This is a genomic window from Arthrobacter sp. 'calajunan' (assembly GCF_046940185.1).
In the GTDB taxonomy this organism is placed as follows: domain Bacteria; phylum Actinomycetota; class Actinomycetes; order Actinomycetales; family Micrococcaceae; genus Glutamicibacter; species Glutamicibacter soli.
On the sequence record NZ_JBKZDY010000017.1, the window covers coordinates 1 to 25,693 of the forward strand.

Consider the following 25,693-nt stretch of genomic DNA (forward strand, 5'->3'; position numbering starts at 1 on the left):
TCGAGGGTGCGGGCGAGCTGGGTGGCCAGGGCGGTGAGCACCGCGGTGCATTCGGTGTGGACCGGTGGTACGGGCGGGCGGTGGCGTTGCTGCATTGCTTCGTACATGTGTTAATTGTACGGCGTTTGATCGAATAAAGATTCGAATATTGCCTGTGAATCTCGAGTTCGGGTTGCGAGGCCCTGCGGCTGGAAGGTACTCGGGCCCGGCACCCTGAGGGTGCCGGGCCCGGGAATCTACCGCTGCAGGTAGGAGGAGCAGACCGGGTCGACCGGGATGTCCCGGTGGAGCACCAGGATGCCCTGGTCCTCCGGGGCCACCGGCTTGAATCCCAGGTCGGTGGCGCGTTCCAGCGCCTGGTCCGGGGTCAGCGGATCCCATCCGCCCAGCTCCTCGACGTTGAAGTCGATGATCATCCAGCTGGAGAGGTCGTCGCCGATATCCCCGTGCAGCCCGACATAGGTGCGGGTGGTGAGGTGGGGGACGACGCTGTCGGCGGCCTCGATGCACACGCCGTCCGGGATCATCGCGACGGCCTTTTCCTTGGCGGCGATCAGTTCGGCCGGCGGCCAGCCCTGGCCGGTGACGGTTTTGCCCAGTGGGAAGACCATCGGGAAGAACAAGGTGGCGATGACCGAGATCGACAGCAGCCAGGCCGGGCCGATGAGGCGTGCGCGGCGCCAGTTGAAGCGCACGGCGAGCTTGCCCAGCACATGGACCGCGGACATGATCAGGATCGGGGCCATGATCGCGTCGTACTGGTAGACCGGGGCCCAGGTGTTCAGCCGGTCGTTGAACAGGCGAGAGAGGAACAGCGGGGCGCCGAGGATCACGTACGGCGAGGCGAAGGGCAGCAGCGCCAGCGGCACGAAGGTCAGCAGCCACAAAGCCCACTTGAGCTGGTGGTCGAACAGGATTGCGATCGACTGCAGTGGGTGGGTGACCAGGAAGACCACTGCCGCGCCTGCGGTGGCGCCCAGGGCTGTGTACTGCCAGTAGGAGAATTCGCCCTCGGGGGAGAACAGCGGGATGAGGTAGCCGGTGACCGCCAGGTACCCGAGCAGGCCGAGCGCCGCGGTGAGCGCGGCCTTGAGCCACTGGCGATGGAAGAGCAGTACGATTCCCACGGCCACCATGGTGATGCCCATGTCCTCGCGCACCAGCAGCAGGCTGGCGGAGAGCCCCGTAACCAGCCAGTAGCGGCCCTTGTCGAAGGCCCAGATGATCCACGCCATGATCGGCACGCCGAAGGCGATCTCGTGGAAGTCCCAGTTCACGATGGCCTGGAACGGCCACCACAGCAGCAGCGCGGCGCTGGTCAGCAGTGCGCCGAGGTGCCCGAAGCGCGGGCGGGTGAACAGGTACACCGGGATCGCGGTGGAAACCAGCAGCAGCGCCAGCACGATGCCCAGCATCCGCGGGTCGTTCCAGATCCAGTAGAAGGGCGCGAGCACCGCGAGGATGGGGTGGAAGTGGTCGCCCAGCAGGTTGAAGTCGACCCCCTTGACCGGCACGATCGGCGCCTTGAACATCGCGTACTGGCGCACCGCCTGGTCGAAGATGCCCAGGTCGTACCCGCGCGACTCGAAGCGCGCGAAACGCAGGGAGGAGTGGACGACGTACAGGATTCCTGCCGCGAGCATGACCAGGCCGAGCTGCAGCTTGTGGGCGCCGGTCATGGGCGCGGGGGACGGGGTAGACATGGACTAAAGCTTATCGACTCGCCGCGGCAATGGGTGCATCGCCGGCCCGCCGCAGCCGGTGGCGCGGGCGGAGATTGCTCACGTTGCACCTGCCGGGGCGGGCAGAGTCCCCAGTCAATCCGCCGAAGCCATGGCGGAAATTCCCAGCGACCTTCCAGTGCCGGGGCGGCGCCCGGGGTGCGGCAGGAGGCCCGGGGTGCGGTTAGATGGAGATATGAACAGCATGATCTGGCCCGGAGCGGTTGCCATCCTCGGCAGCGTCCTCTTCCTGGGCGTCGCCGGCATCTTCCTGCTCGCCCTGCAGTACCGCCGCCACGGGCGCCTGTCCTGGCGCCGCACCATCACCACGGCGGCGGCAGCGCTCTACGGATTCGGCCTGTTCAGCTACACCATGCTGCCGCTGCCGGCCACGCGCGACGCGTTCTGCAGGCCCGGCGTCGCGGTCCCGCAGCTGACCCCGGGGCACTTCCTGAACGACTTCGCCGACGTCTACGCCCAGGTGGGCCTGCGCGGCCTGGCCACCAGCTTCACCCTGTGGCAGGTATTGTTCAACATCATCTTGTTCATGCCGCTGGGCATCCTGGCCGTGCGCTGGCTGCGCGGCAACATGTTCACCGGCATGGTGCTGGGCCTGGTCGCCAGCCTGGGCATCGAGCTGACCCAGTACACCGGCGTCTGGGGGCTGTACACCTGCGCCTACCGCGTGGCCGACGTCGACGACCTGATCATGAACACCTTCGGCGCGCTGCTCGGCGCGATCATCGCCTACCTGCCGGTCTTCGCCTTCCTGTCCTCCCCGCGCGAACCGCGGGCGGAGGATGCCCCGCCGCGCCCGGTCACCCGGACGCGGCGCGCGCTGGCCGACTTCTTCGATTCCTCCTTCACCGGCGCCGCGGTCTTCGTGATCGCCGCAGGCCTGAACCTGGTGGAGAAGCTCGGCGGCCCTGAGGTGGACCCGGGCCTGGTGAACATCTGGGTGCCGGCAGTTGTGGTGCTGTTCGTGTTCCTGCTGCCGAGCCTGGCCCCGGGGCGCGCGACGCTGGGCCAGCGCTGCGCCTGGATCCGCATCACCGGCGGCGACGGACGCGGCGCCGCGGCCTGGCGGGCCGGGCTGCGCACGATCCTAGGCTTCGGCGGCATCACCTTCTTCTTCCAGATCTCCACCAGCATCAACGACAATCCGGACCTGCCCTGGCTGAGCTCGGCGGTCATGCTCTACGCGGTGCTCAGCGCCCTGTGCTTCTGGCTGATCCCGCGCGCGCGGGCGCTGGCCGGGGTGCTCACTGGCACCGGATTCGCCGATCGCCGGGCCTGATCTGCGAAAGTGTGTGGACGAACACTGCGTACCCGGCGGGGTTAAACGCTAAAATGGATCCGGTGCCCGGTGTGCAAGCCATGCCGGCCGGCCCGACTCGCGTCAACTGAACGTCCCCGATAATGCGAAAGTACAGGTTCCAAGCGAAGCATGGAAGACAAGAAACCAGAAGTTCCGAACGAACCGCATAAGGCAGTGCTCGGAACCGCAGTCGGCGCCACCGTCCTGATCGCGATCGGCGCATTCGTGCTGTCCTTCGCGGCCCTGACCGATTTGGCCGAGCGCTCCGGCATCCAGTCGAATCTGGCCTGGATCTGGCCGATCATCATCGACGGCATGATCGTCGCCGCCACCGTGGCCATCGTGGCCCTGAACGGGTTCAACCGCCGCGCCATGATCTACCCCTGGTCCCTGCTGTTCTTCGGCGCGATCGTCTCGACCGCCGCGAACTCCACCCACGCCATCCTGACCGTCGACTCGATCGTGGACGGCGTGCCACCGCTGGTTTCCGCGCTGGTCGCAGCCATGCCGCCGATCGTGCTGCTGGCCATCACCCACCTGACCGTGCACATGTACCAGAAGAAGTCCGAGGCCGCGAAGCTGCGCGCCGAGCTGGAGTACGACGAGGAAAAGGAAAACGCCGAGAAGTACGGCGTGGCCTATGACGACGGCTACAACGCCGCGCTGACCGACGCGAAGACCGCCGAGGACGAGCGCTTCGCCCAGCTGGAGCAGGACCACCAGGACGACCTGGCCCGCGCCCGCGCCGAGGCGATCGCCGCGGCCCGCAACGACGCCAAGGTCACCCCGATCAAGCCCGCCGCGCCGGCCAACCAGACCGCCAAGTCCGCTCCGGCGGCCAACAGCGACGCCAAGGCCCCGTTGTACGAGGACATGGCCAAGCGCCTGACCCGTCCGTAACCAGGCATTCCCGCCACCTGCGGGAATCACCACCTCAAGTCATTCCCGAAGGGGCGCGGCCCGCGGGCTGCGCCCCTTCGGCTCTCCCCGTATAGGCCGCAGCGCCAGGTGTTCCAGGAGGCATCAGTGATGGATCCACAGCAGGAGACGACCGGCGACGGGTTCTCCGCGCAGATCGCCGCCGCGGTCGCGCAGTACGGCACCGTCAGCGGCGAGCTGCACTCGGTGCTCAACGCCATGAAGGCGAAGATCCGCCGATTGTTCGCGGGCAGCGAGGTGAAGCCGCTGTTCATCACCGGCCGGGTGAAGTCCACCGAGTCATTCCAGGCCAAGGCCTCGCGCCGGCTGCAGGAGAACGCCGACAGCGACCCGGTGCTCGAATTCCCCAACCCGCTGCGCGAGGTGCACGACATGGTCGGCATCCGCATCATCGTGATGCTGCCGCACGAGATCCAGCAGGTCGCCAGCCTGATCAAGTCGCACCGCGAGGCCTTCGACTGCCGCAGCGACCGCGAGAAGGACATCGGCTCGGTGGAATCAGGGACCTACGGCTACTCCTCCCGCCACCTGCTGCTCAAGACCCGCAACGAGCCCACCGTCCGCCGTTTCCAGGAGGCGCTGGGCAAAACCGTGGTGCCCAGCGGCAACTTCATCTTCGAGGTGCAGATCCGCACCATCCTGCAGCACGCCTGGAGCGAGATGGAGCACGACATCCGCTTCAAGCACCCCGGCGAGGCGGCCTGGAACCCGCAGATCGACCGCCACTTCACCGCCACCGCGGCGATGCTGGAAACCGTGGAGAACTACTTCACCGACATCGACGAGCTCTACCACCGGCTCAACGGCTACCACGACAAGAACGGGCTGGGCGCCGCGAAGCTGACCGGCGAGAAGATCGGCGAGATCTGGCAGACCCTGCTGCCGCACGTGGACCGCAAGCGCGACGACGACTGGTCCTGGGCCGCGGAGCTGCTCGGCGCCCACGGCATCGACGCGACCTGGCAGTTGGTCGGGCTGCTGGATGCGGAGGTGGTGCGCGAGGTGCGTGCCGCGCTGGACCACCGCTATTCGCCGGGTCCGGATCGGCTGCTGGACGACGTGCTGCTCTGGCGCTTCGGCAAGGCACACATCGAGAAGACCAGCGGATCAGACCTGCGCCGCGAGGCGTCGCTGAGCCGCCGGCTGATCCAGATGAACGACTACCGCTCGTCGCTGAACGGCTGAGGCCCGGGCTCGGGGCCGGCCGGGTTCCAGGCGTAGAGGACACCTGCCACCGGCAGGAACGCCAGCGCCGGCACCCACGCGAATACCGCCAGCGCGATCAGCGCGGCCGCCAGGACCACCAGTGCCGCCAGGTTCGTGCTCATGGTGCGCCTTCCTCTCAAGGTGGTGCAGATCATACCCCATGCGGCGGGCAAACGCCGGGGTGCGGCTGTCGAATCAAACACAGTTCGCGCCATCAGGGCCGTTGCACGGCTAAACTAGTTAAGTTGCCCTGTTGACGGGGCGCCAAAGTTTTTGCCGGACCCGCTGAAAGGCCCACCCTATGATTTCCGTAGCCAATCTCGAGCTACGCGTCGGCGCCCGCCTGCTGATGGACGAAGTGAACTTCCGCATCGACAAGGGCGACAAGATCGGGCTGGTGGGCCGCAACGGCGCCGGAAAGACCACGATGACCAAGGTGCTGGCCGGCGAATCGCAGCCCACCATCGGCGAAGTCACCCACAAGGGCTCGATCGGCTACCTGCCGCAGGACCCGAAGACCCCCGACATGGAGCAGCTGGCCCGCGACCGCATCCTCGGCGCCCGCGGCCTGGACATCGTGCTGAACAAGCTGGCCCGCACCCGCGAGGAAATGGCCAGCGAGGACGCCGCCGTCTCCGCCAAGGCGATGCGCCGCTACGACCGCTTGGAGGCCGAGTTCATCGCCGCCGGCGGCTACGCCGCGGAATCCGAGGCCGCGGCGATCTGCGCCAACCTGGATCTGCCCGAGCGCATCCTGAACCAGCCGCTGCGCACCCTCTCCGGCGGCCAGCGCCGCCGCGTGGAGCTGGCCCGCATCCTCTACTCGGATGCCGAAACCCTGCTGCTCGACGAGCCCACCAACCACCTGGACGTTGACTCCATCGTGTGGCTGCGCGACTTCATCAAGAACTACGCCGGCGGCGTGCTGATGATCAGCCACGACACCGGGCTGCTGGACGAGACCGTGAACAAGGTGCTCTACCTGGATGCCAACCGAGCCACGGTGGATGTCTACAACATGAATTGGAAGCGCTACCAGGTGCAGCGCGAGACCGACGAGCGCGCCCGCAAGCGCGAGCGCGGCAACATCGAGAAGAAGGCCTCGGTGCTGCTGGCCCAGGCCAACAAGATGAAGGCCCGCGCCTCGGGCGCTTCGGCGGCGCAGTCCATGCTCAAGCGCGTGGACCGCATGCTCGCCGGCCTGGAAGAGGTCCGCGCCCACGACAAGGTTGCCGCCCTGCGCTTCCCGGATCCGGCCCCCTGCGGCAAGACCCCGCTCATGGCCGAGGGCCTGTCCAAGGCCTACGGCTCGCTGGAGATCTTCACCGACGTCTCGCTGGCCATCGACCGCGGCTCCAAGGTCGTCATCCTGGGCCTGAACGGCGCCGGCAAGACCACGCTGCTGCGGATGCTGGCCGGCGTGTCCGAACCCGACTCCGGAAGCATCGTGCCAGGCCACGGCCTGAAGATCGGCTACTTCGCGCAGGAGCACGACACCCTGGACCCGGAGGCGACGGTGCTGGAGAACATGCGCCGCAACGCCCCGGAGCACCTGGGCGACGCCGACGTGCGCTCGATCCTGGGCTCCTTCATGTTCGTGGGCGACGACGTGTCCAAGCCTGCCGGGGTGCTCTCCGGCGGCGAGAAGACCCGCCTGGCCCTGGCCACCATCGTGGCCTCCAGCGCGAACGTGCTGCTGCTCGACGAGCCGACTAACAACCTCGACCCGGCCTCCCGCGCCGAGGTGCTCGGCGCGCTGTCCACCTTCCCGGGCGCCGTGGTCATGGTCAGCCACGACGAGGGCGCCGTGATGGCGCTGAAGCCCGAACGCGTGGTCATCCTGCCGGACGGCGACGAGGACCTGTTCAGCGAGGACTATCTGGAACTGGTCACCCTGACCTAGTAGCATGGCCGCATGACGGCCTCTCGCAGCGCAAGCGGCGCCGCCGGGATCCTCCTGGCGGCGCTGTTGTCTTCCGGGTGCTCCGCGGCGGAGGTTCCGGCCGAGGAACCCCACGCGAACTGGTCGCTGCTGGGGGGAAAGTCCCCGACGCCGCAGGACACCACCTTGGAGCTGGGTGTCGTGCGCGCGGCCTGCGCCGGAGGCCAAACCGGCGACGTGGCGTCCACGGACACCGAATTCGGCACCGAGCAGGTGGTGGTCACCGTCTACGTCCAGCCGCTGCCCGAGGGGACCTACGGCTGCCCGATGAACGACACCGTGCCCTATATCCTGGACCTGGGCCAGCCGCTGGGGGAGCGCGCGCTGGTGGACGGGGCCTGCCGGGATGCGGCGCTGTCCGGCACCCCCGCCTGCAGCCAGGACGGGCTGCGCTGGAAACCGTAGGCCGATACCTTATTAACGCCGAAACCGGCGGGAAGAAGCTTCTTCCCGCCGGTTTCGCGCGTTCAGCGTGCGTCGGTGGCGTCCTGCTGGTCGAGCAGCGCGTCCTCGATGGCCTCGTCGGTCAGCGAGCCGTCGCGGCGATGGACCTTGGGGCCTTTGGCCCGGACCTTGCGCACCGTATGCACCGGCTCGTCGTAGCCCAGCGCCCGGGCCTCGGCCAGCTCGGCGGCTTCCTCCGCGTTGATCTTCTTCTGGGTGCGCGCCGCGTACCAGAAGCCGACGAACGCCAGCACACCGAAGATGTACCACTGGATCTCGTAGGACAGGTGCGGGCCCTCGTCCATGTCCGGCGGGTCCAGCTGCTGCGGGGCGCTGGCCGGGGCCGGGCTTTCCTCGTACATGATGCCGTAGGAGCCCTGCGCCAGCGGGTAGCCCAGGGCCGCCGAGTAGTCCTCCAGCTGGATGGTGGCCAGCTGGCCCTCCGGGGCGCCGCGGTCGAGCCGGATCTCGCCGGGCTTCAGCCGCGCCTTCACGGTGACTTCGCCGGCCGGCGGGGCCGGGATTGCGTCCGGGTGGCCGTTTTCCTGGTTGCCGATGGGCAGGAAGCCGCGGTCGATCACCACGACCTCGCCGGCGGTGGTCTTGAAGGGCACCAGCACCTCGTAGCCCGGGGCGCCGGCCTTGATGCGGTTGCGCACGATCCGGGTGTCCTCGGCCAAGTAGCTGCCGGTCAGCTCGACGGTGCTCCAGATCTTGTCCTCGGGCAGCGCCTCGAAGTAGTCCAGGGCGGCCTTGCCGGTCAGCGGTTCGGCGAAGTAGTTCTTGTTCACCCGCTCGATGCCGGTGAGCACCTCCTTGCGCCGATCGGCCTGCCAGTTGCCCAGGGACACGCAGGCCACGGCGAAGACGGCGACCAGCAGCAGCCAGCCGATCCAGCGTGAGCTGGCCAGAAAACGATACATCTAGTGCTGTGCTCCTTCGGCGTCGTGCAGCGGCAAGGTTTCCTTGTACAGCAGCCGGTCCTTGAGGTAGGACTCCAGCCACTGGCGGTGCTCCGCGCAGGCCAGCCAGGTCTTGCGGCGTTCGGGGGTATGGATCTTCGGGTTGTTCCACAGCAGGCGGTACTCGGCGTCCTGGCGGCAGCCCTTGCGGGAGCACTTCACCGGGGCTTGGGCCTGCTGGCCCGACAGCGATCCGAGCAGGTCCATCAGTTCTCCTTGCCGTTCGCGGTATCGTCCCCCGGATCCCGTGGCGGCTGCTCATCCTCGACCAGCGTGCCGTCGATGATCTCGGCGCCTTCCGGAGCCGGGGCGACGTTTGCGTGCCCGCCCTCCAGGGCCTCGGGACCGGTGGGCTCGTAGAACTCTGCCGGCGGCTGGCGGCGGGTGATATCCGCGCCGCCGTTGGCGATCACCACTGCCACGTAGGGCAGGAAGATCGCGCCGATCAGGAAGAACCAGCGCAGCCAATCCGTGGTGAAGAACGCTAGGACGAAGCAGACCACGCGCACCGTCATCGTGATCGTGTATTTGCGCACACGGGTATCCTGCTCGACGGTGTGGGACTCGCGGGCTTCGGTAATGCGATGCACGTGGGGCTCGTCCGAGCCGTGGTGCGCGTGCTGGTGCGACATTGAGTGGAACTTCACTTCATCGGGGCTGGGGTCGTTCCATTGTCTCACTCACGGCTGCGAGAATCGAATTTCTACCGTACGTCGAAGCGGTAAAACCAGCTGGTAACTAATAGGATTGAATTCAGAAGCAGCTACTTACCTAGGCACAGCGCACACCACGGGTCCGTCCGGCGGCAGCCGGAACGGCATTTCGGCGTGCGTGAACGGAGATATACATTGACTACTGAACCAGAAACTGGCCGCAGCGTCCTGGTGACCGGCGGAAACCGTGGAATCGGCTTGGCCATCGCCCGCGCCTTCGAAGCCAACGGCGACAAGGTCGCCATCACCTACCGCAGCGGCGAGGTCCCTGCCGGGCTGCTGGGTGTGAAGGCCGATGTGACCGACGCCGAGTCCATCGACGCCGCGTTCAAGGAAGTTGAAGCGGCCCACGGCCCAGTTGAGGTTCTCGTCGCCAACGCGGGCGTCACCAAGGACACCCTGCTGCTGCGCATGAGCGAAGACGACTTCACCTCGGTGATCGACACCAACCTGACCGGCGCCTTCCGCGTGGTCAAGCGCGCCGCCAAGGGCATGATCCGGCTCAAGCGCGGCCGCGTCGTGCTGATCTCCTCCGTGGTGGGCCTGTACGGCTCCCCGGGCCAGATCAACTACGCGGCCTCCAAGTCCGGTCTGGTGGGCATCGCCCGCTCGCTGACCCGCGAGCTCGGTTCGCGCGGCATCACCGCCAACGTGGTCGCCCCGGGCTTCATCAACACCGAGATGACCTCGGTGCTGCCGGAGGAGACCCAGAAGGGCTACCTGGCCAGCATCCCGGCCAACCGCTTCGCGGAGCCGGAGGAAGTTGCCAACGTCGTGCGCTGGATCGCCAGCGACGAGGCCGGCTACATTTCCGGCGCGGTCATTCCGGTTGACGGCGGCCTGGGCATGGGCCACTAGCCCGCAGCCCCCGAATTTTTCCCCATTTTAAGGAGTATGTGAAGTTGAGCGAATACAAGGGTGCAATCGTCACCGGTTCTTCCCGCGGCATCGGCGCTGTCACCGCGCAGCTGCTGGCCGAGCAGGGTGTCGGCGTGGTGGTCAACTACCGCGCCAAGGCTCCGCGCGCGAACAAGATCGTCGCCGCCATTGAAGAGAAGGGCGGCCAAGCCGTCGCCGTCGGTGCTGACCTGACCACCGTCGAGGGCCGGCAGGCGCTAGTTGACGCGGCTGTGGAGAACTTCGGCTCGCTGGATGTCTTGGTGCTCAACGCCTCCGGCGGCATGGAGACCTCGATGGGCGAGAACTACGCGCTGCGCCTGAACCGAGACGCGCAGGTCGAAATGCTGCAGGCCGCGCTGCCCAAGCTCAGCGAGGGCGGCCGCGTGGTCTTCGTGACCAGCCACCAGGCGCACTTCATCAACGAGGTCTCCACCATGGACGCCTACGACGCCGTGGCCAAGTCCAAGCGCGCCGGCGAGGACGCGCTGCGCGAGCTGATCCCGCTGCTGTCCCAAAAGGGCATCACCTTCGTGGTCGTCTCCGGCGACATGATCGAGGGCACCATTACCGCGACCCTGCTCAACCGCATGGAGCCGGGAGCCATCGAGGCCCGCCGCGAGCAGGCCGGCAAGCTGTACTCCGTGGAGGAGTTCGGCGCAGAGGTCGCCAAGATGGTCTTCGCCGACGTCGAAACCGGCCACACCGAGCTGGTCGGCGGCGCCGAGGACTTCCTGAAGCAGTCCGACAAGTAGCCCGAGTTGCCCTTGACCACGGGGCGTCCGACCGTCACGGCCGGACGCCCCGTGCGCCATTTAATGCGGCTCTACTGCGGCCTGTTGGTCAGCCGCGCGAGGACGTGCAAGTCGCGTCGCAGACGGTCGTAACGGGCCGAACCCAGAGCCTGGCGCCATTCGCGGTCGATCCGCTGGATTTCCGCGGCCGCCACCTTGCCGGCCGCCAGGCCGCGCTCGTCGGCAATGACCAGGCCGGCCCGCGCGTCCAGGGGATCGGGCACACGCCGCACATAGCCGTTGCGTTCCATGGAGCTGACCAGCACGCTGGCGGTCTGCTTGGTGATGTAGACGCGGCTGGCCAGCTCGGTGATGCGCGAGCCCTCGGCGGAGATCCGCTGGAACAGCCGTGCCTGGGGCAGGGTGATGTCGGTGTAGCCGGCGTCCTGCACCGCAGCGAACACCCTTTCCTCCAGTTCCCGGTAGGGAATGAAAAGCAGCAGTCCGACGTTGAATGGCCCCGGATCCGTGGATTTTTCCCCTTGCATGTGGTCAGTGTAACGAACTAATATTAGTCAGTAAAGCTGACCTTAAAGCTAGTGAAACGGGTGCCGCGATGCAACGGAATCGGATGTGGGAGCTGGTCGCCGAGCAACGCCTGCAGCTGGCTGGGCTGCTCGAAGGCCTGGACGAGGAGCAATGGAACGCCGATTCGCTGTGCCCCGGATGGCGGGTGCGCGACGTGGCGGCCCATGCGATCGCGCCGGCCACCACCGGCCTCGGCACGGTCCTGCGAGAGATGATCCGGACCCGCGGCGATTTCAACAGCATGGTCTTTTTCGACGGTAGGCGCCGCGGCGACGCGCCGGTGGAGCAGATCGCGGCGGACTACCGGCGATTCGCCACGTCGCAGCGCCGTGCTCCCGGCGCGGTTGGCGCCACCCCGCTGATGGACATCATGGTCCATGCTAGGGATATTTCCATCGCGCTGGACGCGGACTACCCGTCCATGCCGGTGGCGGGCGCGCAGGCCGGCGCCGAATTGGTGTGGAGGCTGCCATTCCCCTTCTACGCGCGTCGCAAGCTGGCCGGATATCGGCTGCAGGCGAGCGACGCCTCGTGGTCGGCGGGGGAGGGGGCCTTGGTTGAGGGGCCGATGGAGGCCCTGCTGCTGCTCCTGACGGGCAGGAATGCCTGGCTGGGCCGGTTGGATGGCCCGGGCGCGGAGCGCTTGCGATTGGAGTCATGAGGCCAGGGAGACGGCCATGGAAACACTAAATGTTGCGGGGCAGCTTGCGGCCCTCGTCAGCGCGCTGATCCTGATCGTGGTCGCGCCGCTGGAAATGTTCTTCTACGGGCGGCCCAAGGTGGCCAAGTTCCTGAGCGTCGATCCGGAACATGCCGATTCGGTGAAGCTGTGGTCCTTCTGCATCGGGGCGCGCAACTTGCTCTCGGCCCTGGGAGCGATCGCGGGCCTGGCGATGATCCGCTGGGGCGACCCGCTGGCGGGCACCGTGGTGGTGCTGTGCTTCTGCTGGTACATGCTGCTGGCCAGCCTGGCCATGGCCGCCGCGGACGCGATGGGCTACTGGAAGCCGCGCGGCGGCAGCATCAAGGGCACCGTTTCATCCAGCGTGCTGCCGCTGGTAGTGGTCGTGTCTCCGCTGTTCGCCTGAGAACGCTCGACGCGCAGCAGGGGCCGCGATTCCCGCCGATGTGGCGGAAGTCGCGGCCCCTGCAGGATGGTGCCTAGTCGCAGACGATCTTGTTCCATGGGCTGTAGGTCCAGGACTTGGTCTCCGCCGGCAGCTTCTTGGAACCGTCGACGGTTTCCCGGTAGCGGGTGATGTCGATGCTGAAACCCTTGCGTCCGCCCGATTCGGGGATGCACTTCTCGGCCTTGTTGTGCACGGTCTTCGGGTCGGTCTGGTTGTACTTGCCGGAGCTGTCCTGGGTGACCTTCCAGTACTTGGTGGACCACAGGCGGGTGTGCACCGCGTCCCCGGAAACCCAGGCTTCGATCATCACGCCGTAGGGGGTGTTGTTTTCCCAGATCATGTCGACCTGTCCCTCCCACAGGGTGGCTTCGCGGCCGGCCGGGTAGCGGTCGAACCAGCGCGAGTGCGGCTTGTGGGTGATGTCGTCGTAGCCGGCCAGGAAGCCGACGTTGTACATCTGGGTGGAGATCTGCGACAGGCCGCCGCCCACCGCCTCGGAACTGAAGCCGTTCTCCACCACGCCGGAGCTGTAGTAGCCGTTGGCGGTGGTGATCGGGCCGAGCGCCTGCAGCAGCGAGAAGCGTTCGCCCGGCTTCACGATCATTCCGTTGACGCGCGCGGACCCTGCCTTCAAGTTCTTGGTGCGCACGGTGTCCGAGGCAGGATAGGGGGTGGAGAACTCGACGATCTCCTCCTTGATGCCCAGCTTTTCGGCGTCAGCGGTGGTGAAGTCCGCATCGCTTTCGGCCATCGCGACCTCGGCCTTTCGCGTTTCGGTCTGGCTCGCGGCCAGCACCTTCGCGCCCAGGTCCTTGGTTTCCAGCGAGATGCCCTTCACGGACTTCACGATGGTCGGCTTGCCGCCCTTGAGCACGATCTTCGCATCCTTGGCGGTGCTGGAGAGATCCGAGTTCTTGGTGGCCGCGAGGTAGAGCTTCTCGTCGTCCAGCGCCAGCTGCGGCTCGCCGTCCTTGGCCGAGTAGCTCGCGGCGGCGGCCATGGAGGCCGGGGAGATGGCGGTGCTCTTGTCCCCGGAAACCAGGGTGACGTCCTTCTTCAGCAGGGATGCGACCTGCGTGTCGTAAAAGGCTTGCAGCTTCTGCGCGGAAACCTCCGGGCTGGTGACCTCGGCCGGCAGCTCCATGGCCGGGCCGGCGATTTCCCAGTCGGTGGCGATCTTCTCGGCGGACTTCTCGACGTCCAGGGCGACCCCGTCCACGGGCTTGGACAGTGTTGCCTGGCCGTCCTTGAAGGTGATGGTGCCCTCGGTGACCTTGGCGTCGGCCTTGGCCGCCAGCTTCCCAAGCTGGGCCGTCAGCTTGTCCTGGTCCACGTCGATGACCGCCTCCGCGGAGAAGTCTCCGGTCAGCCGTTCATAGAGCTTCACGGGGTTGGCTTCGAAATCGGTCAGGTCCGCAATAGTCTGCTCGACATCCAGGCTCAATCCGGAATTGGCGGGGTCGAGTTCGTAGCCCTTGCCGTTGACGGTGGTCTCGATCGGCTCCTGCGCCAGCGGCACCACCTGGGTCTCCAGGGCGGTACGCGCTTCGTCCTGGCTCAGCGAACCGATGTTGACGCCGGCGATCGTGGCGTTCGCCGGAACCTGGGAACTGATGAAGGCCGCCGCGCCGAAGTAGGCGGCGGTCGCTGCGACAACACACGAACCGGCAATGATCCACGGTTTGGCCGTGCTCTTCCGCTTGCCGTCCTTGGGGTTTCCGGCAGGCGTGGCGGGCTGGAAGACGTTGGATGAATTCTCCGGTGTTGGGGTCTGCACTGGTCTATTGGCTCTTTCGAAAAGCGGTCAGATTACGGCACATACCCCGACAAGCTGCCTGGGTCAAGGGTTGCGTCACCTGAAATACTATCGGCTGGAACAACCAACAAGCCGATAACCAGCGTTTTCCGGGCTAATCGTTATCGACTTGTTGGATTTGGCCTAGTTCAGATCGTCCAGAACCAGGTCGGCGATGACGTCGAGGCGCGAGAAGTTGATCTGGGCCCCGGCCTTTTCCTTCAGGGCCGGCTTCGCGTTGAAAGCGACACCCAGGCCTGCGGCCGTCACCATGTCCAGGTCGTTGGCGCCGTCGCCGGCGGCGATCGTGGCGGCCATGTCGATGCCGTGCCCGGCCGCCCAGGAACGCAGCATCTCCTCCTTGGTGGCGCGGTCCACGATCTTTCCGTGCACGGTGCCGTCCAGCACCGCGCCCTCGATGCCCAGGGTGTTGGCCAGCGCGTGGTCCAGCTGCAGTTCCTCGGCCAGCGGGTCCAGGATCTGCTGGAAGCCGCCGGAGACGACGCCGACCTTGTGCCCCGCGGCGTGGAAGCGCTTGACCAGTTCCCGGGCGCCGTCGGAGAAGATGATGCGTTCGCCCACCTCGCCGAGCACGGTGGCCGGCAGGTCCTTCAGCGTGGCCACGCGCTGAATCAGCGACTGCGCGAAGTCCAGCTCGCCGCGCATGGCGGCCTCGGTGACCGCGGCGACTTCCTTTTCGCGTCCTGCATGGGCGGCCAGCAGTTCGATGACTTCCTGCTTGATCAGGGTCGAATCGACATCCATGACCAGCAGCAGCTGCGTGGCCCTGGTCAGGGCCGCGTCGACGACGGCGAGGCACACGTCGGACTCGGCCACGGTTCCGGCGGCCACCTGAGCGGCAAGGTAATCTGCGGCTGCCTGCCGCGCCCCAGCGCTCCGGGACTCGTCCAGCGCCACCTTGGCGACCAGGCGCTCGGAACTGGTGCGGATCGAGACTTCAGCGCCGGCGGGGACCAGCCCGGCGGCGCGGGCGCCGTCCAGCAGCCTGTCGAAGACGTTGCGGGGCAGGGACGGGCGGGAGACGAAAACAAGGGTAGAGGCCATGGTCCCATTTTCGTCGGCGTGCGCCGTGCGACCAAAAATGACGTCGCGAGCCCGGGCACCCGCTGGTGTAGCCAACGTCATAGTCGGGCATGGCCGCGGCCGGCCCCGGGCTCGCGCGGCGTTAAAGACGAAGCTAATTAGTGATTCGCAGGGTCGGAAGTCTAGGCTTAAATACCATGAGCGAAGTGCTAAGTTTCAATGATGTCAGCGTGGTGCGCGGGCGTAAAGACCTGCTCAAGGACGTTTCCTGGCAGGTCAACGAGGGCGAGCGGTGGATCGTGCTCGGCCCGAACGGAGCCGGCAAGTCCACCCTGATGAACATTGCCTCCACCCGGATGCACCCCACCCGGGGCACCGCTGGCATCCTGGGCGAGACCCTGGGCCGCGTGGACGTCTTCGAGCTGCGGCCGCTGATCGGCCTGAGCTCGGCCCTGGTCGCCAACTCGATCCCCGGCAGGGAAACCGCGTTGAATGTGGTGCTGACCGCCGCCTACGGCATGACCGGGCGCTGGCGCGAGAAGTACGAGAAGCTCGACGAGCGCCGCGCCTTCGGCCTGCTGCACGACTGGGGCATGTCCACCTTCATGAACCAGTCCTTCTCCAAGCTCTCCGAGGGCGAACGCAAGCGCGTGCTGATCGCCCGCGCCCTGATGACCGACCCGGAGCTGCTGATCCTCGACGAGCCTGCCGCCGGCCTGGACCTTGCCGGGCGCGAGAACCTGGTCGCCAAGCTCGGCGAGCTGGCCGCCGACGAGTACGCCCCGGCCCTGGTGCTGGTGACCCACCACCTGGAAGAAATCCCCGAGGGCTTCACGCACATCCTGATGATGCGCGAGGGCCAGGTGGTCGCCGCCGGCGAGATCGAGGCGACGCTGACCGAGGAGAACCTCGAAGCCACCTATTCCATGCCGTTGGCCCTGCGCCGCGAGGGCGGCCGCTTCTCGGCGTTCGCGCGCCGCTAAGAGACACCGCATCTAAGGGGAGTACCGCACCATGATCGAATTCTGGCGTGAAGCCCTGGTCTTCCTCGGAGGGCTGTGGGCCGGAACCATCAACACCGTCGTAGGTTCGGGCACCCTGGTGACCTTCCCGATCCTCGTGGCGCTGGGCATCGCCCCGGTCAACGCGGTGGTCTCCAACGCCATGGGCCTGGTCGCCGGGGGATTCTCCGGCGCCTGGGGCTACCGTCGCGAGGCGGCCAGCGTCAAGGGCACGCTGCTGAAACTGGTCCCGGTCTCCCTGGTCGGCGGCCTGATCGGCTCGCTGCTGCTGCTGAACCTGCCCGAATCGGTGTTCGGCGTGGTCGCCCCGATCCTGCTGGTGTGTGCCCTGGTGCTGGTGATTTTCCAGCCGCGGCTGGCCGCCTGGGCCAAAACCCGGCAGGCCGCGCAGGGCGGCACCGACCCGGACGCGGCGGACAAGGCGAAGATCCCGCTGATCCTGTACATCCTGGTGTTCGTCATCGGCGTGTACGGCGGCTACTTCACCGCCGCGCAGGGTGTGCTGCTCATGGCGGTGTTCGGCGTCTTCCTGCAGGCCTCGCTGCAGCAGTCCAACGCGATCAAGGTGATCCTCTCGCTGATCGTGAACCTGGTCGCGGCGCTCATGTACCTGGTCATCGCGCCCGAGCGCATCCACTGGATCATCGTGCTGCTCATCGCCGTCGGCTCGCTGATCGGCGGGCTCATCGGCGCCAAGGTCGGACGCAAGCTCTCCCCGGGCTGGCTGCGCACCGTCATCGTCATCCTGGGCCTGGTGGCCCTGGCGAACATGGTCTACAAGCTGGTGGCCGGTGCCTGAGTTCCCCGCAGAAATCCTGAACCCCGAGCGGATCCTGCACGTCGCGGACCTGCAGGACGAGCGGCTGGACGAGTACCTGCGCCTGTCCGAGGCGCACCTGCGCATGCGCACCGACGTGGAAAACGGCCTGTACATCGCCGAGAGCACCAAGGTCGTGCAGCGCGCGATCAACGCCGGGCACACCCCGCGCAGTTTCCTGCTCGCGCAGAAGCACCTGGGCCAGCTCGTGGCGGAGTTCAACCGCTTCCCTGACGCGCCGATCTTCATCGGCGACGACGCGCAGCTGCAGGACCTGGTCGGCTTCCACCTGCACCGCGGCGCCATGGCGGCGATGAACCGCCCGGCCCCGCTGGACCTCGATGAGGTGCTGGCCGCCAGCTCCCGGGTGGCGATCCTGGAGGACATCGCGGACCACACGAACCTCGGGGCGATCATCCGTTCGGCCTCGGGCCTGGGCGTCGACGCGGTGCTGCTCACCCCCAAATGCGTTGATCCCTGGTACCGGCGCAGCGCCCGCGTCTCCATGGGCACCGTGTTCGACCTGCCCTGGGTCCGCTTGGAATCCTGGCCGCAGGACATCGAGCGGCTGCGCGCCCACGGCTACCGGATGCTCGCCATGGAGCTGACCGAAAACGCCGTGCCGCTGAACGAGATCCAGCTGTCAGCGGGCGAGAAGGCAGCGATGATCCTGGGCAACGAAGGCCGCGGAGTGACCGACGAGGCGTTGGCGGCGGTCGACACGACAGTGATCATTCCGATGCACCGCGCGGTGGATTCGCTGAACGTCGGCGCCGCCAGCGCCATCGCCTTCTGGCATTTGTGCTCTTCGCCACGCTGAGCGGTTTTTGCCCAGCCCGGTGCGTGAGCTAAGATGGAATGTCTGTGTGTTTCGATCCACCCGGTGGGCCGTGCGCAGGCGCAATTTTCCGAGTAATCAGCTGCTGGCAAAATCCAGTGGCCACAAACAAAAAGGTGTATAGCTATGAAGGCTGATATCCATCCGCAGTACGGCCCAGTTGTCTTCAACGACCTGGCTTCCGGCGAAAAGATCCTGACCCGTTCGACCGCTACCTCGAACAAGACCATCGAGTGGGAAGACGGCAACACCTACCCGGTCATCGACGTCGAAATCTCGGCAGCTTCGCACCCGTTCTACACCGGCAAGCAGCGCATCATGGACACCGCCGGTCGTGTCGAGCGCTTCAACGCCCGCTTCAAGGGCTTCGGCGGCAAGAAGTAATTCTTCGCCCCTCGCAGGCTTTCACGGCGTGTTTCCAGATTTTCTGGAAGCACGCCGTTGCTGCTTTAACCGCAGATGCCCGCATTCTCCAAGGCGTCCCGGGATTAGCCGCATGCTCGCCGGGCAATCAGCCGGGGAGGTTGCCCGGGGCAACGGCCATTGGCTAGAGTCGCCGTATCGTGGTGCTTGCCGGACTTATCGGCCCTGGGCCCCCGTCGGATGCTTGGGCGCGACAGGGCCCGGATAACCACACGATCCATGCACCGACCGGGTAGCAAGTCAACAGGAGTAGAACATGCGCGCACTGCTCATCGAGTCAAAGGGCGCCGCGGCGCATCTCACGGATGCCGATCCGGGCCTTCTTGCCGGCCCCGTCGAACTAGACGTGCTGTACTCCAGCCTGAACTACAAGGACGGGCTCGCCCTGACCGGGCAGGGCATTGCGCGCTCTTGGCCTCTGATCCCTGGAATCGATATTGTCGGACGTGTCACCCGGTCGGAAAGTCCCGAGTGGAACTCCGGCGACACCGTCATCCTCAACGGGTCCGGGATTGGCGAAAGCACCCATGGCGGGTATGCAGAGCAAGCGCGGGTCGCGCCCGACTTCCTCGTCAGGCTTCCCGGCACGCTCGCCGCGCATCAAGCCGCGGCGATTGGCACGGCCGGGTTCGAGGCCGCGATCGCCGTGCAGAAAATCCTCGACTCGGCAGTGGCTCCCAGCGACGGCGAGGTCCTGGTCACCGGCGCAGCCGGCGGCGTGGGCTCGATCGCCTGCGCGCTGCTTGCCCGCCATGGCTACCAGGTGGTCGCCTCCAGCGGGCGCGGCGACGAGGAAGCAGCGTACCTTAAGGAGCTCGGTGCGCAACGGATCATCGACCGCGCGACGCTGGCCGGCGACGCTGGCGGCCCACTCCAAAAACAGCTCTGGGCCGCCGCGATCGACGTGGCCGGGGGCACCACCCTGGCCAACGTGCTGGCCCAAACCTCGTACGGGGGACTGGTGGTCGCTTGCGGCATGGCCCAAAGCGCGGAGCTGTCCATTACCGTGTTCCCGCACATCCTGCGCGATGTCACCCTGGCCGGGGCCGACACCGTCAGCGCGCCGTTGGCCACCCGAACCCGGGCTTGGGAGCTGCTGGCCGAGGATCTCGATCTCAGCTTGCTTGCAGGGATGAGCACCACCATCGAACTCGAGCAGGTGCTGGACCGGGCCGAAGAGATCCTCGCAGGCCGCGTGCGCGGACGCACCGCGGTGCGCCTCACCGCGTGAGCGCCAAGGCCCAACCGCTCGTCGAGCTGGTGGTCAGGGATAGAATAGCTGCATGATGCATCACGGTGAATACAAGGTAGTCGGCGGCAAACTGGTCGTTGTGGATCTGGATACCGCGGATGAGGTGATCACCGCCGCTTCGCTGAACGGGGACTTCTTCCTTGAGCCCGATGACGCGTTGGAAGACCTGAATGCAGCGCTCACCGGGTTGCGCACCGATGCCAGCCACTCCACCATCCGCGACGCGGTCACCGCAAGACTGCGCGAGGGCGCGGTGATGTTCGGTTTTGATGCCGATGCAGTGGCCCGGGTGGTGCGCCGCGCGCTGGGCCACGCCACCAAGTGGGAAGACCATGACTGGCAGATCCTGGGCCCGGAGATCATACCGGTGGCCGAGCAGGTCGCCCTGGACGAGGTGCTGACCCGGCAGATCGCCAAGGGGGAGCGCAAGCCCACCATCCGGTTCTGGGACTGGGACGAATCCGCCGTGGTCATCGGCTCGTTCCAGTCACTGCGCAACGAGGTCGACAGCCAGCAGGCCGAACATCACGGCATCAAGGTGGTGCGCCGCATTTCCGGCGGCGGGGCCATGTTCATGGAGGCCGGCAACTGCATCACCTATTCGCTCTACGCCCCGGAATCACTCGTGGACGGCATGAGCTTCGCGGACTCCTACCCGTTCCTGGATTCGTGGGTCATGGAAGCGCTGGCGAAGATCGGCATCACCGCGCACTACAAGCCGCTGAACGACATCGCGACGGCGGCGGGAAAGATCGGCGGCGCCGCGCAGAAGCGCCTGGCCAACGGGGGCATGCTGCATCACGTGACGATGAGCTACGACATCGATGCCGAGAAGATGTCCCAGGTGCTGCGCATCGGGCGCGAGAAGATCTCCGACAAGGGCATCACCTCCGCTGTCAAGCGCGTGGATCCGCTGAAGTCGCAGACGCAGCTGACCCGTGGGGAAATCATCGAGGTCATGATGGACACCTTCGCGCAGCGCACCGGCGCGGTGCGCGCCGAACTGGACGAGAAGTCCCGCCAGGCAGCCCGCGAACTGGCCGCGACGAAGTTCGACACCGAGCAGTGGACGGCCAGGGTTCCGTAACCCGGACGCGACGCCGGGCGCGGAATTCGTTGGGGGGCCATTGGGAATGGAGCCGCCTGTATTCCCGCATTTTGTGATTTGTGGGAATGTAGGCGAAGTTCATTCCCAGACCCTGGAAGGTGCCTAGCCAATGGTCCGTTCACCGCGACCCGGAATCCAGGGTGAAATGCCGTCCCACATGGCCAGCTCTTGCCTTTGAGGAGATCGCGTGGCTGGTAGCTGCGGATGCGACGCATTGGCCCGGTAGCGACTGTGCGCCCGCGGCCCCCTTTAGGGCCGCAGTTGTTCCGCAGATCGCGGATTGCGACCCGCGGGTTTCAGTGCGAACCTCTGCGCTGGTCGCAGAAGCCACGATCGAGACCGTTCGCTTCGACCGTGATCTGGGTGATGCCGCCGCACTGTTTGCCGCACTGCTGCTCCGAAGCGAGTCTGCAGCCAGCTCGCAGATTGAGAACTTGACCGTTGGCGCGCGGCGCCTGGCCTTGGCTCAATTGGGGGAGTGCTCCAGCGTCTATGCTGCCTTGGTCGCTTCCAATATTTCCGCCAGGTCGGCGGCAATCGACCTCGCGGAAAACCTCTGCAGCGAGAACATCCTGGCCATGCACCGCGGGGTGCTTGAAAGCTCCGAGCCCCAGCTAGCTGGATGCTTCCGCACTGAAGCAGTGTAGATTGGCCGGAATTCCCCGCATTCAGCCATGCTTGATCCTCCGCACAAGGACAGGGTCGGCCCGGGCATCGCCGATTTGGTGCGGTTCATGCAGCGTGATGATATTCCCGCGCTGACGCAGACGGCGATTTCCCATGCGCAGTTCGAGACCATCGATCCCTTCCCGGAGGGCAACGGTCGAACCGGCCGCGCGCTGGTCGGGTCGATGCTGAGGAATAAGGGAGTTACCGAAAAGGTCACGATTCCGGTGTCATCCGGCTTGCTCACCGATACCGCGGCATATTTCGATGCACTCGGAGCCTACCGCGAGGGCGACATCGAACCCATCGTGGATATGTTCGCTAAGTCCACTTTGAGGGCGACTGGCAACGGCAGGAAGCTGGCCGCGGACATCCGAAATGTCCGCGAACAGGTTCTTGCGGGGTTCCTTCGGCCACCCGGCGAAGGCTTGAAGCAGGCAACGGAACTGATATTCCGCGAACCGGCCATGACCGCCCAGCTGCTCATGCACGCCACCGGCCAATCCTCCAGTACCGCCTATCGGAATATCGAACGCATTGAGCAGGCGGGTGCATTGAAGGCCGCGGGCGATGTCAACGGGCAGAGGGCGTGGATCGCCCCCAAAGTGATCGCTGCGCTTGACGACTTCGCAGCCAGGGCTTGTCGGCGCGTGCGCGGATGAAATTGACGGCAGCCCCCGGGCCATTGCCGCTGAGTGCTCAGCGCAAGGCCCGGAGGCTGGCGGGTTGCTACCGGCTGGTGCGGCTGAAGGCCTGGGCGTTCAGCGCGCGCTGCAGCGCATCGCGCTCCTCGATGAGGATGCGGCGCAGGGCCTTGGGGGCGCCATCGTGGCGTTCAAGCCATGCGGTGGCGTCGGCCAGCGCGGTGTTCTGCTCGATCGCTCCCTCCAGGTCCTGGTTCATCGGGTACAGGCCCTCGATGACGCGGGTGGCGAACTCCATGCTCATGGTCTCGAAGACCGGCTGGATCGCCGCCCAGTAGCGCTGCTCGAACGGGGCCAGCAGCGAGGCCGAACCCATCGAGAAGCCCCGGGCCACCGCCGAGAGCGCGTCGTTGGACAGCGCGCCGTCCTCGTCGCGGGCCATCAGCACGGTGTCGAAGGCGTGCTCCTTGACCTGGGCGTCCGGGCGGGCGGCCAGCGCGGTGCGCACCGCGTTCAGCGCCACGCTGGTCGGGTTGGCCTTCGCGGCGGCGTGCATACGCTGCTCGGCGGCCTCTTCCAGCCGGCCGGAGGCCGCCAGCGCCACGTAGGAATCCCAGAGCAGCTGCTCGTCCACGGGAACCGCGTACTGGTTTTCGCCCTCTGCGAGGAATGCGTCGACGACCTCTCCGGCCACCCCTGCACGGGCCAGCTTGACCAGGGTGCGGGCGGTGGTCATCTGCTGGTCGCTGCCTGCCTCGAACCGGGTGAGCCAGCCGGTCAGCACGGCGGCGGCGCGGTCGCGCAGCCCGGCGCGCAGCTCCGGCGCGGCGTAGCGGGAGATCGTGGACACCAGCTGGTCGGTGAGCACGCCGAACACGCCGGCGTCGGCGACGGTGTGCGCGTGGTCCAGGATCGCGCCGGCGTAGCTCTGCGCGTCCAGGGTGGCCGAGCGCACCGCGTCCCACAGCGACGCCCAGCAGGTGGCGCGCGGCAGCGAGTCGGCCAGGCCGGAGAGGTTCGCCAGCAGCGTGGCCCTGGAGGCGGGATCGAACTCTATCAGCGCGTAGGTCTCGTCCCCGTCGTTGGGCAGGACCAAGGCCGGAGCCGGCTGGCCGACCAGGAAGTCCAGCGGCGAGCTTTCGCCGGTAAGCTCCACCGACTGCACCGCGCTGCGGGTCAGCGCGCCCTCGGCGAGGGCGTAGGCGCCGACGGTCAGCACGTGCGGTCGGCGGATCGGCTCGCCGCTGATCGGGTCGGTGCCGAACTGCACGAGGGTCGCCTCGGTGACCAGCCCTGCCTCGTCCACGGCGTAGTCCACGCGCAGCTTGGGCACGCCGCTGGTCTTCAGCCAGGCGTCGGCCCACTGGCCCATGTCGCGGCCGCTGGCCGATTCAAGTGCCTGCAGGAAGTCGTCCAGCGAGGTGTTGCCGTAGGCGTGGGCGCGGAAGTAGCTGCGCGCGGCGTCGCGGAAGGCGTCCGCGCCGACGAAGGCCGCCAGCTGCTTGAGCACGGAGGCGCCCTTGGCGTAGGTAATGCCGTCGAAGTTCTGGTCGGCTGCCAGCAGGTCGGGAATGTCGGCGACGATCGGGTGGGTGGTCGGCATCTGGTCGGCCACGTAGGCCCAGGCCTTGCGGCGGGCGGCGAAGGTGGTCCACGCGGTGGTGAAGTCGGTGGCCGCATCGTTGGCCAGGGTGCCGATGTAGTCCGCGAAGGACTCCTTGAGCCACAAGTCGTCCCACCACTTCATGGTGACCAGGTCGCCGAACCACATGTGCGCCATCTCGTGCATGATGGTGTTCGCGCGCTGCTCGTGCTGGCCCTCGGTGGCGTGCGAGGTGAAGACGTAGCGTTCGGTGAAGGTGACCAGGCCGGGGTTTTCCATGGCGCCCAGGTTGTACTCGGGCACGAAGGCCGAGTCGTATTTGCCCCACGGGTAGGGGTAGTCGAACAGCTCGTGGAAGTAGGCCAGCCCGCGGCTGGTCAGCTCCAGGACTTCCTCGCCGTCGAAGTGCTCGGCCAGCGAGGCGCGGCAGGTGGCTGCCATCTCGATGACCAGTTCCTCGCCGTCGGCCAGCTGCTGCACGTGCTCGTCGCGCACCACGTGGTACGGGCCCGCCAGCACGGCGGTGATGTAGGAGGAGATTTTCGGGGTGGGGGAGCAGGCGACGGTTTTGGTGCCGTTCTCGTGGAAGACCTCGTCCACGATCGGTTGGTTGCTTGCCAGGTGCCAGGCCGAGGGGCCGGTCAGGGTGAAGCGGTAGCTGGTCTTCAAATCCGGCTGCTCGAAGCAGGCGAAGACACGGCGGGCCTCGGAGGGCTCGAACTGGGTGTAGAGGTAGGTTTCGCCGTCCTGCGGGTCAACGAAGCGGTGCAGGCCCTCGCCGGAGCGCGAGTAGATGGCCTGGCCGGTGATCTTCACGGTGTTCGGCGCGTCGGTGCGCAGCCCGCTCAGGTAGATGCGGGCGTCGAGCACTGCGTCGTCCAGGTCGATCGGGTTGCCGTTGACCAGGACCTCCTGCACGGACTCGTGGATGAAGTCCACAAAGGTCTCGCCGCTGGCGGTGTCGAAGTTCAGCGTCGTGACCGACTGGTAGCTGGTGGCGGCCGGGTCGACCGCGTTGGAAAGATCCAGCTGGACCTCGGCGAAGTGCCAGGTGATGTCGGCGGCGCGCCGCGCGGCCTCGTCCCGGCGGAGGTTTTCATTCGGTGCATAGCGTTCTAGTGTGTCCACCACACCAGCTTAGCTGTGAAACAAGTGTTTGAGACTACTTGCACGGCAGAATTTTGGCCGGCCGCTTCAGCCTACCGCATGCCGCGGGGCGTGCAAGGCGCTGATTCGCCACCGATTCGGGGGTCGAATAGGGTTAAGCCAGAGAACGCAGGACAAGCAGGAACGGGAGTACCAGTGGACACCTTTATCAAGGGACCCTCCAAGCGCGACGTTGCAGGCATGAAGGCCGCCTTCGGCACGGTGTCGGCGGGCGACGTCGTCTCGGTGCTCTACAAGACCGCGCGCTTCGGCAACTTCCTGATTAGCGGACAAGCCCACGCCACGGTGCTGGACGACCTGATGGTCGGCGGGCTGAACGCCGCCGCGGCCAAGAAGACCGCCAAGGGGTCGGACGGCGAGGAGAGCGCGGTACGCCAGCCGGACAAGGATGTGCGCGCGTTCCCCGCGGAATTCGACGGCAGCTTCGAGCCGCAGGCCGTCGAGGCGGCGGATCTGACGCACGGCGACCTGGTGGTTGCCTCCTTCAGCCAGGAACCCTACGGCGACTTCGTGGTCACCGGCGTGGTCACCGAGGCGGAAAACGACCACTCCTACCTGATGGTCGGTCCGTGGATCTTGCACACCGCGCAGGGCAACGCCCCGCGCCTGCTTCAGGTCCAGCTGGTCTCGACCGCTGGCACCCACGTGGCCCCGGTCCCGACCCGCCGTGGGCTGGTCGAGGTCGCAGAGCTCGACGGCTAGCCAGACAACGCAACCCGT

Annotated in this window: 27 protein-coding genes; 18 read left to right on the forward strand and 9 right to left on the reverse strand. The window is 66.6% G+C overall.

Annotation, left to right across the window (positions count from 1 at the left end):
- Positions 1 to 236: 236 nt before the first annotated feature.
- Positions 237 to 1,703: a DUF2079 domain-containing protein gene (locus RF641_RS16800; RefSeq protein ID WP_424573674.1), complete on the reverse strand. Its 1,467-nt coding sequence runs from the start codon at positions 1,701 to 1,703 to the stop codon at positions 237 to 239.
- 214 nt (positions 1,704 to 1,917) lie between these two features.
- On the opposite strand from RF641_RS16800, the gene RF641_RS16805 reads away from it, so the two are divergent.
- From RF641_RS16805 to RF641_RS16815, 3 genes are all read left to right on the forward strand, one after another.
- Positions 1,918 to 3,018: a VanZ family protein gene (locus RF641_RS16805; RefSeq protein WP_424573675.1), complete on the forward strand. Its 1,101-nt coding sequence runs from the start codon at positions 1,918 to 1,920 to the stop codon at positions 3,016 to 3,018.
- A gap of 150 nt (positions 3,019 to 3,168) precedes the next feature.
- Positions 3,169 to 3,939, forward strand: a complete 771-nt coding sequence (locus tag RF641_RS16810; protein ID WP_053798028.1) for a DUF2637 domain-containing protein — start codon at positions 3,169 to 3,171, stop codon at positions 3,937 to 3,939.
- A gap of 129 nt (positions 3,940 to 4,068) precedes the next feature.
- Positions 4,069 to 5,163, forward strand: coding sequence for a GTP pyrophosphokinase (locus RF641_RS16815; protein ID WP_047119046.1), 1,095 nt, complete (start codon positions 4,069 to 4,071; stop codon positions 5,161 to 5,163).
- Here the strand turns inward: RF641_RS16815 and RF641_RS16820 are convergent.
- Complete coding sequence (locus RF641_RS16820) at positions 5,139 to 5,306, reverse strand: hypothetical protein (protein ID WP_161448287.1); 168 nt, start codon at positions 5,304 to 5,306, stop codon at positions 5,139 to 5,141. The two genes, RF641_RS16815 and RF641_RS16820, sit on opposite strands and share 25 nt — an antisense overlap.
- 179 nt (positions 5,307 to 5,485) lie before the next feature.
- Between RF641_RS16820 and abc-f the strand changes: the two genes are divergently transcribed.
- Complete coding sequence (gene abc-f / locus RF641_RS16825; RefSeq protein ID WP_047119047.1) at positions 5,486 to 7,087, forward strand: ribosomal protection-like ABC-F family protein; 1,602 nt, start codon at positions 5,486 to 5,488, stop codon at positions 7,085 to 7,087.
- Between the two features lie 12 nt (positions 7,088 to 7,099).
- Positions 7,100 to 7,531 (forward strand): hypothetical protein, encoded by a 432-nt coding sequence (locus tag RF641_RS16830; protein WP_424573676.1) that lies wholly within the window; start codon positions 7,100 to 7,102, stop codon positions 7,529 to 7,531.
- Positions 7,532 to 7,593: 62 nt separating this feature from the next.
- On the opposite strand, the gene RF641_RS16835 is transcribed toward RF641_RS16830, so the two are convergent.
- From RF641_RS16835 to RF641_RS16845, 3 genes are read right to left on the reverse strand one after another with little or no spacing between them, the layout of a single operon-like run.
- Entirely contained in the window at positions 7,594 to 8,493 is a 900-nt protein-coding gene (locus RF641_RS16835) for an SURF1 family cytochrome oxidase biogenesis protein (protein ID WP_424573677.1), read from the reverse strand.
- On the reverse strand, positions 8,494 to 8,739 hold the full coding sequence (locus RF641_RS16840) for a hypothetical protein (protein ID WP_047119050.1): 246 nt from the start codon (positions 8,737 to 8,739) through the stop codon (positions 8,494 to 8,496).
- Positions 8,739 to 9,164: a DUF3099 domain-containing protein gene (locus RF641_RS16845; protein ID WP_047119051.1), complete on the reverse strand. Its 426-nt coding sequence runs from the start codon at positions 9,162 to 9,164 to the stop codon at positions 8,739 to 8,741. The genes RF641_RS16840 and RF641_RS16845 overlap by 1 nt, the downstream gene beginning before the upstream one ends.
- A 216-nt stretch (positions 9,165 to 9,380) precedes the next feature.
- Here RF641_RS16845 and RF641_RS16850 point away from each other — a divergent pair, with 216 nt between their 5' ends.
- Complete coding sequence (locus tag RF641_RS16850) at positions 9,381 to 10,103, forward strand: beta-ketoacyl-ACP reductase (protein WP_047119052.1); 723 nt, start codon at positions 9,381 to 9,383, stop codon at positions 10,101 to 10,103.
- A 44-nt stretch (positions 10,104 to 10,147) separates the two neighbouring features.
- The gene (locus tag RF641_RS16855) at positions 10,148 to 10,897 is read left to right on the forward strand and encodes an SDR family oxidoreductase (protein WP_424573678.1); all 750 of its coding nucleotides are present in this window, start codon (positions 10,148 to 10,150) and stop codon (positions 10,895 to 10,897) included.
- Positions 10,898 to 10,968: 71 nt separating this feature from the next.
- On the opposite strand, the gene RF641_RS16860 is transcribed toward RF641_RS16855, so the two are convergent.
- Positions 10,969 to 11,424, reverse strand: coding sequence for a MarR family winged helix-turn-helix transcriptional regulator (locus tag RF641_RS16860; protein WP_424573679.1), 456 nt, complete (start codon positions 11,422 to 11,424; stop codon positions 10,969 to 10,971).
- A 68-nt stretch (positions 11,425 to 11,492) separates the two neighbouring features.
- Here RF641_RS16860 and RF641_RS16865 point away from each other — a divergent pair, with 68 nt between their 5' ends.
- Both RF641_RS16865 and RF641_RS16870 read left to right on the forward strand, forming a co-directional pair.
- On the forward strand, positions 11,493 to 12,125 hold the full coding sequence (locus tag RF641_RS16865; RefSeq protein ID WP_424573680.1) for a maleylpyruvate isomerase family mycothiol-dependent enzyme: 633 nt from the start codon (positions 11,493 to 11,495) through the stop codon (positions 12,123 to 12,125).
- Between the two features lie 16 nt (positions 12,126 to 12,141).
- A complete protein-coding gene (locus tag RF641_RS16870) occupies positions 12,142 to 12,552 on the forward strand; it encodes a DUF1304 family protein (RefSeq protein WP_424573681.1) in 411 nt (136 codons plus the stop codon).
- Between the two features lie 73 nt (positions 12,553 to 12,625).
- Here the strand turns inward: RF641_RS16870 and RF641_RS16875 are convergent, their stop codons facing one another.
- Both RF641_RS16875 and serB read right to left on the reverse strand, forming a co-directional pair.
- Entirely contained in the window at positions 12,626 to 14,371 is a 1,746-nt protein-coding gene (locus RF641_RS16875; protein ID WP_424573682.1) for a VanW family protein, read from the reverse strand.
- Positions 14,372 to 14,533: 162 nt separating this feature from the next.
- The gene (serB, locus tag RF641_RS16880; RefSeq protein WP_424573683.1) at positions 14,534 to 15,454 is read right to left on the reverse strand and encodes a phosphoserine phosphatase SerB; all 921 of its coding nucleotides are present in this window, start codon (positions 15,452 to 15,454) and stop codon (positions 14,534 to 14,536) included.
- 176 nt (positions 15,455 to 15,630) lie between these two features.
- Here serB and RF641_RS16885 point away from each other — a divergent pair, with 176 nt between their 5' ends.
- The 8 genes from RF641_RS16885 to RF641_RS16920 all read left to right on the forward strand — a co-directional run bounded on the left by RF641_RS16885 (position 15,631) and on the right by RF641_RS16920 (position 22,221).
- Entirely contained in the window at positions 15,631 to 16,416 is a 786-nt protein-coding gene (locus tag RF641_RS16885; protein ID WP_120989474.1) for an ABC transporter ATP-binding protein, read from the forward strand.
- Positions 16,417 to 16,447: 31 nt separating this feature from the next.
- Positions 16,448 to 17,254: a sulfite exporter TauE/SafE family protein gene (locus RF641_RS16890; RefSeq protein WP_424573684.1), complete on the forward strand. Its 807-nt coding sequence runs from the start codon at positions 16,448 to 16,450 to the stop codon at positions 17,252 to 17,254.
- A complete protein-coding gene (locus RF641_RS16895) occupies positions 17,247 to 18,092 on the forward strand; it encodes a TrmH family RNA methyltransferase (RefSeq protein WP_424573685.1) in 846 nt (281 codons plus the stop codon). Before RF641_RS16890 ends, RF641_RS16895 begins: the two co-directional genes overlap by 8 nt.
- Before the next feature lie 144 nt (positions 18,093 to 18,236).
- On the forward strand, positions 18,237 to 18,494 hold the full coding sequence (locus RF641_RS16900; RefSeq protein ID WP_047119068.1) for a type B 50S ribosomal protein L31: 258 nt from the start codon (positions 18,237 to 18,239) through the stop codon (positions 18,492 to 18,494).
- A 295-nt stretch (positions 18,495 to 18,789) separates the two neighbouring features.
- The gene (locus RF641_RS16905; RefSeq protein ID WP_047119069.1) at positions 18,790 to 19,764 is read left to right on the forward strand and encodes an MDR family oxidoreductase; all 975 of its coding nucleotides are present in this window, start codon (positions 18,790 to 18,792) and stop codon (positions 19,762 to 19,764) included.
- Positions 19,765 to 19,816: 52 nt separating this feature from the next.
- Positions 19,817 to 20,872, forward strand: a complete 1,056-nt coding sequence (locus RF641_RS16910; RefSeq protein ID WP_424573686.1) for a lipoyl protein ligase domain-containing protein — start codon at positions 19,817 to 19,819, stop codon at positions 20,870 to 20,872.
- Positions 20,873 to 21,192: 320 nt separating this feature from the next.
- A complete protein-coding gene (locus tag RF641_RS16915; protein WP_424573687.1) occupies positions 21,193 to 21,540 on the forward strand; it encodes a hypothetical protein in 348 nt (115 codons plus the stop codon).
- Between the two features lie 27 nt (positions 21,541 to 21,567).
- Entirely contained in the window at positions 21,568 to 22,221 is a 654-nt protein-coding gene (locus tag RF641_RS16920) for a Fic family protein (protein ID WP_424573688.1), read from the forward strand.
- A 67-nt stretch (positions 22,222 to 22,288) separates the two neighbouring features.
- On the opposite strand, the gene pepN is transcribed toward RF641_RS16920, so the two are convergent.
- Entirely contained in the window at positions 22,289 to 24,934 is a 2,646-nt protein-coding gene (gene pepN / locus RF641_RS16925; protein WP_424573689.1) for an aminopeptidase N, read from the reverse strand.
- Positions 24,935 to 25,108: 174 nt separating this feature from the next.
- Between pepN and RF641_RS16930 the strand changes: the two genes are divergently transcribed.
- Entirely contained in the window at positions 25,109 to 25,675 is a 567-nt protein-coding gene (locus tag RF641_RS16930) for a hypothetical protein (RefSeq protein WP_047119072.1), read from the forward strand.
- The last annotated feature ends 18 nt before the right edge of the window (positions 25,676 to 25,693 follow it).